This is a genomic window from Pantoea pleuroti (assembly GCF_014156615.1).
GTDB lineage: Bacteria > Pseudomonadota > Gammaproteobacteria > Enterobacterales > Enterobacteriaceae > Pantoea > Pantoea agglomerans.
Map to the genome: position 1 here is coordinate 48372 of NZ_SBFD01000006.1, position 12820 is coordinate 61191.

Annotated in this window: 11 protein-coding genes; all 11 read left to right on the forward strand. The window is 54.9% G+C overall.

The window, feature by feature from the left end:
• Positions 1 to 32 precede the first annotated feature (32 nt).
• The 11 genes from mutL to rlmB all read left to right on the forward strand — a co-directional run bounded on the left by mutL (position 33) and on the right by rlmB (position 12782).
• Positions 33 to 1898, forward strand: a complete 1866-nt coding sequence (gene mutL / locus EPG66_RS14890) for a DNA mismatch repair endonuclease MutL (protein ID WP_182687369.1) — start codon at positions 33 to 35, stop codon at positions 1896 to 1898.
• A complete protein-coding gene (gene miaA, locus EPG66_RS14895; protein ID WP_031592737.1) occupies positions 1891 to 2841 on the forward strand; it encodes a tRNA (adenosine(37)-N6)-dimethylallyltransferase MiaA in 951 nt (316 codons plus the stop codon). The genes mutL and miaA overlap by 8 nt, the downstream gene beginning before the upstream one ends.
• Before the next feature lie 104 nt (positions 2842 to 2945).
• On the forward strand, positions 2946 to 3257 hold the full coding sequence (gene hfq / locus EPG66_RS14900) for an RNA chaperone Hfq (RefSeq protein WP_010256116.1): 312 nt from the start codon (positions 2946 to 2948) through the stop codon (positions 3255 to 3257).
• Between the two features lie 72 nt (positions 3258 to 3329).
• Complete coding sequence (hflX, locus tag EPG66_RS14905) at positions 3330 to 4610, forward strand: ribosome rescue GTPase HflX (RefSeq protein WP_010256119.1); 1281 nt, start codon at positions 3330 to 3332, stop codon at positions 4608 to 4610.
• A 227-nt stretch (positions 4611 to 4837) separates the two neighbouring features.
• Positions 4838 to 6076 (forward strand): FtsH protease activity modulator HflK, encoded by a 1239-nt coding sequence (hflK, locus tag EPG66_RS14910; protein WP_022623936.1) that lies wholly within the window; start codon positions 4838 to 4840, stop codon positions 6074 to 6076.
• A 3-nt stretch (positions 6077 to 6079) separates the two neighbouring features.
• Positions 6080 to 7084: a protease modulator HflC gene (gene hflC / locus EPG66_RS14915; protein ID WP_010256123.1), complete on the forward strand. Its 1005-nt coding sequence runs from the start codon at positions 6080 to 6082 to the stop codon at positions 7082 to 7084.
• A 57-nt stretch (positions 7085 to 7141) separates the two neighbouring features.
• Positions 7142 to 7342, forward strand: coding sequence for a DUF2065 domain-containing protein (locus tag EPG66_RS14920; protein WP_182687371.1), 201 nt, complete (start codon positions 7142 to 7144; stop codon positions 7340 to 7342).
• A 166-nt stretch (positions 7343 to 7508) separates the two neighbouring features.
• Positions 7509 to 8807, forward strand: a complete 1299-nt coding sequence (locus EPG66_RS14925; protein ID WP_031592738.1) for an adenylosuccinate synthase — start codon at positions 7509 to 7511, stop codon at positions 8805 to 8807.
• Between the two features lie 218 nt (positions 8808 to 9025).
• The gene (gene nsrR / locus EPG66_RS14930; protein ID WP_031592739.1) at positions 9026 to 9469 is read left to right on the forward strand and encodes a nitric oxide-sensing transcriptional repressor NsrR; all 444 of its coding nucleotides are present in this window, start codon (positions 9026 to 9028) and stop codon (positions 9467 to 9469) included.
• 16 nt (positions 9470 to 9485) lie between these two features.
• On the forward strand, positions 9486 to 11978 hold the full coding sequence (gene rnr / locus EPG66_RS14935; protein ID WP_010256132.1) for a ribonuclease R: 2493 nt from the start codon (positions 9486 to 9488) through the stop codon (positions 11976 to 11978).
• 69 nt (positions 11979 to 12047) lie between these two features.
• On the forward strand, positions 12048 to 12782 hold the full coding sequence (gene rlmB, locus EPG66_RS14940) for a 23S rRNA (guanosine(2251)-2'-O)-methyltransferase RlmB (protein ID WP_010699804.1): 735 nt from the start codon (positions 12048 to 12050) through the stop codon (positions 12780 to 12782).
• Positions 12783 to 12820 lie beyond the last annotated feature (38 nt).

The following is a 12820-nucleotide window of genomic DNA, read 5'->3' on the forward strand; positions in this document are numbered from 1 at the left end:
GCTGCGCCGGGCGGCCAGCTAAAAGGAAAACCATGCCGATACAAATTTTACCGCCCCAACTGGCAAACCAGATTGCGGCGGGTGAAGTGGTTGAACGTCCTGCATCGGTTGTAAAAGAGCTGGTGGAGAACAGTTTGGATGCTGGTGCAACGCGCATTGACGTTGATATTGAAAAGGGTGGCGCAAAGCTTATCCGCATTCGTGACAACGGCTGCGGCATCGTGAAAAGCGAGCTGTCGATGGCGCTGGCCCGACACGCCACCAGTAAAATCGCCTCACTGGATGACCTGGAAGCGATCATGAGCCTGGGTTTTCGCGGTGAAGCGCTCGCCAGTATCAGTTCTGTCTCCCGCCTGACCTTAACCTCACGTACCGCCGATCAAACCGAAGCCTGGCAGGCCTATGCGGAAGGGCGTGATATGACGGTAACGGTTAAACCGGCTGCGCATCCCTGTGGGACCACGCTCGAAGTGCTGGATCTGTTTTATAACACCCCGGCGCGCCGCAAATTTATGCGCACAGAGAAAACCGAGTTCGGTCATATCGACGAAGTGATCCGTCGTATTGCACTGGCGCGTTTTGATGTCGCGCTTTCACTGAGCCACAACGGCAAAATGATGCGTCAGTATCGGGCCGTCAGCGAGGAGAGCCAGCGCGAACGGCGGCTGGCGGCTATCTGCGGCACCACGTTTATTCAGCATGCGCTGCGAATTGACTGGCAGCATGATGATCTCTCGCTGCGCGGCTGGGTCGCCGATCCTGCCGGTTCGCGCCAGGTCACCGAGTTACAATATTGCTACGTCAATGGCCGGATGATGCGCGACAAGCTGATTAATCACGCTATCCGCCAGGCTTTCCAGACCCAGCTTCAGGATGACCAGCAGCCCGCTTACGTGCTCTATCTGGAGATCGATCCGCATCAGGTGGATGTTAACGTTCACCCGGCCAAGCATGAAGTACGTTTTCATCAGTCACGCCTGGTGCATGATTTTATTTATCAGGGCGTGGTCAGCGCGTTACAGGCGATAGCGTCACCCGTTTTGCCTGCGCTGCAGGCAGAAGAAGCCGCAGCGCGCTGGCAGCCTGAAAACCGTCAGGCGGCGGGGGGTAATCATTTTGCGCAGCCTTCAACGCCCGCCATCGAGAATCAATCTTCAGCCTCCACACGGCAAACACCGCCCGCAGCGGCGCCGGCCTGGCAAAACAAAGAGAACGCGTATCGTCAGCGTGAAGGCGCGGTTTATCAGCAGTTGCTGAAAACGCCTGTCAGCGCCACGCCGCCGCCAAAAAACCGTGAACCGGCACCGCGTGCGGCCGAAAAACCCTCGCCGCTGGCCGCGCATGCCCAGAGTTTTGGCCGGGTACTGACCGTGTTGCAAAAACACTATGCGCTGCTGGAGCAGGATCAGAAGTTAATGCTGATGGCGCTGCCGGTCGCGGCGCGCTGGCTGAAACAGGCGCAGCTTGAACCGGGTGAAGAGGGGCTTAAACCGCAACCCCTGCTGATTCCGGTGCGGCTCAAAATCGCCCTGGATGAACGGCAGGCCGCAAAAGAAAAGAGCAGCCTGCTCAATCAGATGGGTATTGATCTTCAGCCCGAAGGTGACCACGTGACCTTACGCGCGGTGCCTTTACCGTTACGAACACAAAATTTACAAATCTTGATTCCTGAGCTGTTAGGCTATCTCGCCCGGCAGCAGGAGATCTCTGCGACGCAACTGGCCCAGTGGCTGGCACGGCGTCAGGATACAGAGTCCTCCGACTGGAATCACTCACAGGCGATCAACCTGCTGGCAGAGCTTGAACGGCTTTGCCCACAGCTCCTGAAATCGCCGCCTTCAGGCTTATTACAGCCCATAGAGATTGAGAGCGCGATCAACGCGTTGAAGCATGAGTGAATTAAACCAGGCTGGCCGGCCAAAGGCTATTTTTTTGATGGGACCCACGGCTTCTGGCAAGACCGCTTTAGCAATTGAATTGCGTAAGCGGTTACCAGTGGAACTAATCAGCGTAGACTCTGCCTTAATCTATCGTCAGATGGATATTGGTACGGCGAAACCGTCGGCTGAGGAGTTAGCAGTGGCACCCCATCGTCTGCTCGACATTCGCGATCCCGCTGAAGCCTATTCGGCTGCGGAGTTCCGGCGGGATGCTTTAGCAGAAATGGCGGAGATCGTTGAAGCCGGACGAATACCGTTGCTTGTTGGTGGAACCATGCTCTACTTCAAGGCGTTACTTGAAGGATTGTCGCCGTTGCCCTCGGCCGATCCCGACGTTCGTCAGCGGATAGAGCAAACGGCGCGTGAAAAAGGCTGGGAAGCTTTACACCGCCAGCTGTGTGAAATCGACCCGGTTGCCGGCAGTCGTATTCATCCGAATGATCCGCAGAGACTTTCGCGAGCACTGGAAGTTTTTTTTATTTCGGGTAAAACTTTAACGGAACTGACAAAAACATCCGGTGAAGCGTTACCCTACGACGTGCAACAGTTTGCCATCGCCCCCGCGAGCCGTGAATTGCTGCACCAGCGCATCGCGTTGCGTTTTGAGCAGATGTTGGCGTCAGGATTTGAAGCGGAGTCTCGGGCCCTTTTTGCACGAGGTGATTTGCATACGGACATGCCTTCCATTCGTTGTGTTGGCTATCGTCAGATGTGGTCTTATTTATCGGGCGAAATCGATTACAGCGAGATGGTTTATCGGGGAATTTGCGCAACCCGGCAGCTTGCTAAGCGACAGATGACCTGGTTACGCGGTTGGGAAAATGTTCACTGGCTTGACAGTGACGAGCCCCGGCTGGCGCGTGATACAGTGTTACAGGTTCTTAGTGCGAAGCATGGGTGATTGTGTACAATTGATGGGTTATCGTGCGCAAATTTTTACGCAGTTTTTTTCAGAACCATAGGTTCTACTTGCAACAAACAACAAGCATATAAGGAAAAGATAGAATGGCTAAGGGGCAATCATTACAAGACCCGTTTTTGAACGCACTGCGTCGTGAACGTGTTCCGGTTTCGATTTATCTGGTTAACGGTATTAAGTTGCAGGGTCAGATTGAGTCATTTGATCAGTTCGTCATTTTGTTGAAAAACACGGTGAGTCAGATGGTGTATAAGCATGCCATTTCTACCGTTGTTCCTTCACGCCCGGTTTCTCACCATAGCAATAATACCGGTGGCGGCAGCAACAATTACCATCATGGCGGCAGCAACACAACTGCGCAGCCACAGCCACAACAAGACGGTGATAACGCAGAATAACGCGTCACCGTACAGCCAGGAACGGAGAACAAAAGTTTTCCGTCCTGGTCTTTTATTTAGCGAGGTTATAGCTTGTTTGACCGTTATGAAGCCGGTGAGCAGGCCGTACTGGTACACATCTGGTTCTCCCAAGACAAAGAAGTAGAAGATTTGCAGGAGTTTGAAACCCTGGTCTCTTCTGCTGGCGTTGAGGCGCTGCAAGTGGTTACTGGCAGCCGCAAAGCGCCACATCCCAAGTATTTTGTCGGTGAAGGAAAGGCCGTTGAAATTGCCGATGCGGTAAAAACAACAGGAGCATCGGTCGTATTATTCGATCATGCCCTTACGCCCGCTCAGGAAAGAAACCTCGAGCGCCTGTGCGAATGCCGGGTCATTGATCGCACCGGTTTAATTCTGGATATCTTTGCCCAACGCGCACGTACCCACGAAGGTAAATTGCAGGTTGAGCTGGCACAGCTGCGCCATCTTGCGACACGTCTGGTGCGCGGCTGGACCCACCTTGAACGCCAGAAAGGCGGGATTGGTTTACGTGGCCCGGGTGAAACGCAGTTAGAAACGGACCGCCGACTGCTGCGCGGCCGTATCAGTCAGATTTTGTCTCGTCTTGAGCGAGTTGAAAAACAGCGTGAGCAGGGACGTCAGTCACGAGCCAAAGCGGATGTGCCAACGGTTTCGCTGGTGGGTTACACCAACGCCGGCAAGTCGACCCTCTTTAACGCCATGACCTCCGCCAACGTCTTTGCCGCAGACCAGCTGTTTGCGACGCTCGACCCTACACTGCGCCGTTTGAATGTTGCTGATGTCGGGGACGTGGTACTGGCGGACACGGTAGGCTTTATTCGCCATCTTCCTCACGATCTGGTTGCCGCTTTTAAAGCCACGCTGCAGGAGACACGTCAGGCGACGCTGTTAATGCACGTGATTGATGGGGCTGACCTTCGCGTCACGGAAAATATCGCCGCCGTCGATGCCGTACTGGAAGAAATTGAAGCGGACGAAATCCCGACGTTACTGGTGATGAATAAAATCGATATGCTCGACGGATTTGAACCGCGTATCGATCGTAACGAAGAGAACCTGCCAATCCGCGTCTGGCTTTCCGCCCAGACAGGCGCAGGCATTCCGTTGCTATGGCAGGCGCTGTCTGAGCGTCTGGCGGGTGAAATAGCCCAGCACGCATTACGTCTGCCACCGGAAGCGGGGCGACTTCGCAGCCGTTTCTATCAGCTGCAGGCGATTGAGAAAGAGTGGAATGAAGAAGACGGCAGTGTAGGATTGCAGATACGTATGCCCATTATTGAGTGGATGCGTTTATGTAAGCAGGAACCGTCGCTGACCAGTTACATTGTTTGATATTGCCCAAACGCATTTACCTTAAAAATTGAAGATTGTCGCACTTTCTTTGCAGACCCGAATACGCTGGAGTTACCCGAGTATTTCGGATTTCAGCAAGGCGGCAACTGAGTGAATCCCCGGGAGCTTACGCAGGTAAGTGACCAGGGTGAGCGAAGGCAGCCAACACCGCTGCAATCCGAAAGCTGAAGGGTAAAAATCGTAATTACAATAAATGGAGTAGAAACATGGCGTGGAATCAGCCCGGAAATAACGGACAGGACCGCGACCCGTGGGGAAGCAGCAATAATCAAGGCGGCAACTCTGGGGGGAATAAGGGAGGACGGGAATCCGGGCCTCCTGATCTGGATGATATCTTCCGTAAGCTGAGCAAGAAGCTTGGTGGACTGGGCGGTGGCAAACAGAACGACAACGGTCAGCGCGGCTCCGGCAGCGGTGGCAAAATTGTTGGTATCGTGGCTGTTGCTGCTGTAGTCATCTGGGCTGCAAGCGGTTTCTACACCATCAAAGAAGCGGAACGTGGCGTGGTGACGCGCTTCGGTAAATTCAGTCACCTGGTCGAACCTGGTCTGAACTGGAAGCCGACATTCGTTGATCAGGTGCGTGCGGTTAACGTTGAATCGGTGCGTGAACTGGCTGCTTCTGGCGTCATGCTGACTTCTGATGAGAACGTGGTGCGCGTGGAAATGAACGTGCAGTACCGCGTGACCGATCCGGAACGTTATCTTTATGCTGTGACCAGCGCGGACGACAGCCTGCGTCAGGCTACCGACAGCGCGCTGCGCGGCGTGATTGGTCGCTCTACCATGGACCGCATCCTGACCGAAGGTCGTACCGTGGTTCGTAGCGATACCCAGCGTGAAATCGACGAGACGATTCGCCCTTATAACATGGGGATCGCGGTGCTGGACGTCAACTTCCAGGCTGCACGTCCGCCGGAAGAGGTGAAGTCTGCATTTGATGACGCGATTGCCGCACGCGAAAACCGCGAGCAGTACGTTCGTGAAGCCGAAGCTTACGCCAACGAAGTTCAGCCTCGTGCTAACGGCCAGGCGCAACGTATTCTGGAAGAGGCACGCGCTTACAAAGAGCGTACCGTGCTGGAAGCGCAGGGTGAGGTGGCGCGTTTCGCCAAGATCCTGCCTGAGTATAAAGCTGCGCCCGAAATCACCAAAGAGCGTCTCTATATCGAGACCATGGAACGTGTGCTGAGCCATACCCGCAAAGTACTGGTTAACGATCGGGGTAATAACCTGATGGTGCTGCCGCTGGATCAACTGATGCGTGGCGGTCAGACTTCATCGGGCCAGAATGGTCAGAAAGGCGCGAATGGTTCTTCGCTGCCTGCGCGCTCCGATAGCAGTGCCAGCCGCAATGACACGTCGTCATACAGTCCGGACAATATCATGGATCAGCGTCGGGCGAATGCTCAGCGCAGCGACAGCCAGCGCGAAGGGAGAGAGTAATCGATGCGTAAGCCAATAGTATTTTTAATCATTGTCGTGCTGGTGGCGCTCTATGCGTCCCTGTTTGTGGTGCAGGAAGGGCAGCGAGGCATTGTTCTGCGCTTCGGTAAAGTCCTGCGCGACGGCGAAAACAAACCGCAGGTGTTTGAGCCGGGTCTGCATTTCAAGATTCCATTCCTGGAAACGGTTAAAACACTGGATGCGCGTATCCAGACCATGGATAACCAGGCCGATCGCTTCGTCACCAAAGAGAAGAAAGATCTGATCGTGGACTCCTACATCAAGTGGCGTATCAGCGACTTCAGTCGCTACTACCTGGCCACCGGTGGCGGTGATGTCTCTCAGGCGGAAGTGCTGCTGAAACGTAAGTTCAGTGACCGCTTGCGTTCTGAAATGGGCCGTCTGGATGTGAAAGATATCGTAACGGACTCCCGTGGTCGTCTGACCACCGATGTGCGTGACGCGCTGAATACCGGCTCTGCAGGCAACGATGATGAAATCGCAACCCCTGCGGCTGATGACGCGATTGCCAGTGCAGCGGCCCGTGTCGAGCGTGAAACCAACAGCAGCGAGCCAGCACCGAACCCGAACAGTATGGCGGCGTTAGGTATTCAGGTGGTGGATGTGCGCATCAAGCAGATCAACCTGCCGACCGAAGTGTCTGATGCGATCTTCAACCGTATGCGTGCTGAGCGTGAAGCGGTAGCGCGTAGCCAGCGTTCACAGGGTCAGGAAGAGGCGGAAAAACTGCGCGCCCAGGCCGATTACCAGGTTACCCGTACTCTGGCTGAAGCCCAGCGTGAAGCGCTGATTACACGCGGTGACGGTGATGCGGAAACGGCGCGGTTGTTTGCCGATTCGTTCAGCAAAGATCCGGACTTCTATGCCTTTATTCGTAGCCTGCGTGCATATGAAAACAGCTTCAATAGCGATCAGGATGTGATGGTGTTAAGCCCGGATAGCGACTTCTTCCGATATATGAAGGCGCCCTCTAACGCGACACGCTAAGAACTGATATAACCTGTGGGCCGACAATGTTGTCGGCCCTTTTTTTTGGGTATCAGAATGAAAACAAGCATCTGGATGGCGCTGGCGCTGGTGTTAGTGCTGGAAGGGTTGGGACCGATGTTTATTCCGCGCGCCTGGCGACGCATGATCCTGACGATGACGCGATTGCCCGATCGTCTGCTGCACCGCTTTGGTGGCGGGCTGGTCGTTGCTGGTATGGTGATTTACTGCATGCTCAGCCTGCACGGTAACCTCTGAGGCTCACGTTCAGACCGGCTAAATTGTGCCTTTCAACGCTATTATCCCCAACATGTTGTAGTGATCAAAACTCAGGCAAAAAAGCGCGCAATCGTATGCTAAAAGTGCTGAAAACCACGGGATCAGATGGTAGAATCCTTTTTTAAGCAATCGGTGATTTTGAGAAATGGGTAAGAACGTCGTCGTACTGGGCACCCAATGGGGTGACGAAGGTAAAGGTAAGATTGTAGACCTTCTGACTGAGCGCGCGAATTACGTTGTGCGTTATCAAGGCGGCCACAATGCGGGCCACACGCTTGTCATCAACGGTGAAAAAACCGTCCTCCACCTGATCCCTTCTGGCATTCTGCGCGATAACGTCACCAGCATCATTGGTAACGGCGTAGTGCTCTCTCCTGAAGCCTTAATGAAAGAGATGAAAGGCCTGGAAGCGCGCGGGATTCCGGTACGCGAACGTCTGCTGATTTCTGAAGCCTGTCCGCTGATCCTGCAATATCATGTTGCGATGGATATGGCGCGTGAACGTGCTCGTGGCGCCAAAGCGATTGGTACTACTGGTCGTGGCATCGGACCGGCTTATGAAGATAAAGTCGCTCGCCGTGCACTGCGCGTCAGCGACCTGTTCAACAAAGAAACCTTTGCTGCCAAGCTGAAAGAAGTGGTCGATTTCTACAACTTCCAGCTGGTGGAGTACTACAAAGAGCCGGCAGTCGACTTCGATAAAGTCCTGAGTGATGTGATGGAAGTCGCTGACATCCTGACTGGCATGGTCGTTGACGTCTCTGAACTGCTGGACGTCGCGCGTAAGCGTGGCGATCTGATTATGTTCGAAGGTGCACAGGGTACGCTGCTGGATATCGATCACGGTACCTATCCGTACGTGACCTCATCCAACACTACCGCAGGTGGCGTAGCGACCGGTTCAGGCATTGGCCCGCGTTATGTCGACTACGTGCTGGGTATCGTGAAAGCTTACTCAACCCGCGTTGGCGCAGGCCCGTTCCCGACCGAGCTGTTCGATGAAACCGGCGAATTCCTCTGTGCGCAGGGTAATGAGTTTGGTGCGACCACCGGTCGCCGTCGTCGTACCGGCTGGCTGGATGCGGTAGCGGTTCGCCGCGCGGTCCAGATTAACTCCCTGTCAGGTTTCTGCATGACCAAGCTGGACGTGCTGGATGGCCTGAAAGAGGTGAAGATCTGTGTGGCTTATCGTATGCCTGATGGCCGCGAAGTGACCACCACGCCACTGGCGGCAGAGAACTGGGAAGGCATTGAGCCGATCTACGAAACCCTGCCAGGCTGGAGCGAGACAACGTTTGGCGTCAAGACGCTGGAAGGTTTGCCTCAGGCCGCGCGTGACTACATCAAGCGTGTGGAAGAGGTAACAGGGGTGCCGATTGATATCATCTCTACCGGCCCTGACCGCAGTGAAACAATGATTCTGCGCGACCCGTTCGACGCGTAATCATTCAGGCCGGACGTTGTCCGGCCCTTGTTTTTCCATTCTTTGATGCCACTTAACCTCCCTTCGCTTGTCAAACCTTCTGCTGGCTTAAAAAAGCGCACGGCCAGACAGACTCTGGTTTATCATCGTAGCTAATCGAATGGCGATCCGATTTAATCCTGGCATCAATCACAGGGCGGATAAGGTCACGCCGCGTCTGAAGGTTCACTGAGGTTACTGTGCAGCTCACGAGTTTTACTGATTATGGCTTACGGGCACTGATTTATCTGGCATCGTTGCCGGAAGGTCAGCAGACCAATATTACGGAAGTGACGAACACTTATGGTTTGTCCCGTAATCATATGGTCAAAATCATCAATCAGCTGAGCCGGGCGGGCTATGTCGCCGCAACGCGTGGTAAAAACGGGGGCATTCGTCTGGGTATGCCAGCTCGTCAGATTGTCATTGGCGACGTGGTACGTAAGATGGAACCACTACAATTAGTGGATTGCGCGTCCTGTTCCATCTCGCCAGCCTGTCGTCTGAAGCAGGCGTTACATGATGCGGTGCAGCGATTTTTGCAGGAACTGGATAGCTATACGTTGGCAGATCTGGTCGAAGGAAATACACCACTTTATGAGATCATCTTGTCCAGATCGCCGGTGGAAATAAATATTAAATGACATCGGAGGAACCGCTATGTCAAAAGATCCTTTTCAGGATAGAGAAGCTGAAAAATACGAAAATCCTATTCCGAGCCGTGAATTTATTCTGGCTCTGTTAGAAAAACGTGAAAAACCGGCCAGCCGTGAAGAGCTGGCTGAAGAGATGAATCTGCAGGAAGAAGAACACCTTGAGGCGCTGCGTCGCCGCCTTCGCGCCATGGAGCGTGATGGTCAGCTGGTGTTCACCCGCCGTCAGTGTTATGCCCTGCCTGAACGTCTTGATCTCCTGCGCGGTAAAGTCATTGGCCACCGAGACGGCTACGGCTTCCTGCGGGCAGAAGGTCAGAAAGATGACCTCTACCTTTCCGCAGAACAGATGAAATTCTGTATGCACGGTGACGTAATCCTGGCGCAGCCGCTGGGTGCCGATCGCAAAGGCCGCCGCGAAGCGCGCGTGGTCCGGGTGCAGGAACCCCGCAACAATCAGATCGTTGGCCGTTACTTTACCGATGCCGGTGCCGGCTTCGTGGTGCCGGACGATAGTCGCCTGAGTTTTGACATCCTCATCCCGCCTGAAGAGACGATGAATGCCCGCATGGGTTCCGTGGTGGTGGTTGAGCTGGTCCAGCGTCCGAACCGTCGCAGCAAAGCGATCGGTAAAATCGCCGAGATTCTGGGCGATGATATGGGCACCAGCCTGGCCGTGGATATGGCGCTGCGTACGCATGAAATCCCGCACACCTGGCCGCCGGAAGTGGAAGCTCAGGTCAGTAAACTGAAAGAAGAAGTCCCGGAAGAGGCCAAAAAAGGCCGCGTCGATCTGCGTAAGCTGCCGCTGGTCACCATCGATGGTGAAGATGCCCGTGACTTTGATGATGCTGTTTACTGTGAGAAGAAGCGCGGTGGCGGATGGCGCCTGTGGGTGGCTATCGCGGATGTCAGCTATTACGTCCGTCCTGGCACTCCACTGGATGACGAAGCGCATCAGCGCGGAACCTCGGTCTACTTCCCGTCGCAGGTTGTGCCGATGCTGCCGGAAGTGCTGTCGAATGGCTTATGTTCGCTTAACCCACAGGTCGATCGCCTCTGTATGGTGTGCGAGATGACCATCTCGACCAAAGGTAAACTGACCGGCTTCAAGCACTACGAAGCGGTGATGAACTCCCATGCGCGTCTGACCTACAACAAAGTCTGGAACATCCTGCAGGGCGACAAAGAGCTGCGTCAGCAGTATGCGCCGCTGGTTAAAGACCTTGAAGAGCTGAACAACCTCTATCATGCGCTGGAAGCCGCTCGTGAAGAGCGCGGCGGTATCTCGTTTGAAACGGAAGAGGCGAAGTTTATCTTCAACGCCGAGCGCCGTATTGAGCGTGTTGAGCGAGTGTCACGTAATGACGCTCATAAGCTGATCGAAGAGTGCATGATCCTTGCTAACATCGCCTCGGCACGCTTCGTTGAGAAAAATCAGGAACCGGCGCTGTTCCGCGATCACGATCGCCCGACTGACGAAAGCATCAAGAGCTTCCGTACCGTGCTCAACGAGCTGGGACTGAGTCTGCCTGGCGGCAACAAACCGCAGCCAATCGACTATGCGGCGCTGCTGAAGCAGGTTGCCGATCGTCCTGATGCGGAAATGCTGCAAACCATGCTGCTGCGTTCGATGAAGCAGGCCGTTTACGACCCGGAAAACCGTGGTCACTTTGGTCTGGCACTCTCGTCGTATGCGCACTTTACCTCGCCAATCCGTCGTTACCCGGATCTGACGCTGCATCGCGCCATCAAATATCTGCTGGCAAAAGAGCAGGATGAAGGTAAAGGCCTGGTACAGCGCGCTATTAAATACCTGATGCCGAGAGATCGCAGCGTCGCCAAAGATATGACGACAGCAACCGGTGGCTATCACTACGACATGCCGCAGATGCTGCAACTGGGCCTGCACTGTTCTCTGACCGAACGCCGCGCCGATGAAGCGACCCGTGACGTCGCGGACTGGCTCAAGTGTGACTTCATGCAGGATCAGGTTGGCAACGTCTTCAACGGCGTCATCTCCAGCGTGACCGGATTTGGCTTCTTTGTACGCCTAAGCGATCTGTTCATTGATGGTCTGGTCCACGTTTCGACGCTCGACAACGATTACTATCGTTTTGACCCGGTAGGTCAGCGTCTGATCGGTGAATCGGGCGGTCGCACCTATCGTCTGGGTGACACGGTTGAAGTGCGTGTTGAAGCCGTCCATATGGATGAGCGTAAAATCGACTTTGCCCTGATCTCCAGCCAGCGTCAGGTACGTGGTGAAGGCAAAACCGCACGTGACCGGGCGAAGCGTGACGACAAAGCGCCAGCGAAACGCCGTCGTGATGCGAGCAAGAAGTCCAACTTCGAGCCGGACGCCGCTTTCCGGGGCGACAAGGGTAAGCCCGCCGCTGCAAATACCGAGAATAAAAGTAAAAACGTCTCGGAAAAAACCCGTAAAATCGCCGCCGCCACCCGGGCGAAGCGCGCCAGAAAAAAGGCGCAGCCTGACTGATGCGCGCACCCGCCCTTTCTCACTGAGAAAGGGCGGTCATTCATTCATTTCCAAACACTGAGCAGATCGATGAGCGAAATTATTTTTGGTATCCATGCCGTGCAGGCGCTGCTGGAACGTGATCCACAACGTTTCCAGGAAGTCTTTATCCTCAAAGGCCGCGACGATCGTCGCCTGCAACCCGTGGTCGCCGCGCTGGAAGCTCAGGGGGTCGTGATTCAGCTGGCCGAGCGTAAGTGGCTCGACAGCCAGGTTGAAGGCGGTGTACATCAGGGTATTGTGGCGCGGGTAAAACCGGGTCGTCAGTATCAGGAAGGCGATCTGCCGGATCTGCTGCAGAGCCTGGACAAACCCTTCCTGCTGGTGCTGGACGGGGTCACCGATCCGCACAATCTGGGTGCCTGCCTGCGCAGTGCCGATGCGGCCGGTGTTCACGCGATTATCGTGCCGAAAGATCGTTCTGCGCCCCTGAATGCAACGGCCAAAAAAGTGGCCAGCGGCGCGGCAGAGAATGTGCCGTTGATCCGCGTCACCAACCTGGCACGTACCCTGCGTCTGCTGCAGGAGTACAACATCTGGGTTGTCGGTACCGCAGGTGAAGCTGATCATACTGTCTTCCAGAGCAAAATGACCGGTCCGATGGCGCTGGTGATGGGCGCGGAAGGGGAAGGCATGCGTCGTCTGACCCGTGAGCATTGCGATGAGCTGATCAGCATTCCGATGGCGGGCAGCGTCTCTTCGCTGAATGTCTCGGTTGCTACGGGTGTCTGCCTGTTTGAAGCGGTGCGTCAGCGCAACGCCTGATCCCTGATGTGATCTTCGCCACAAATTAGTTTCTGTAC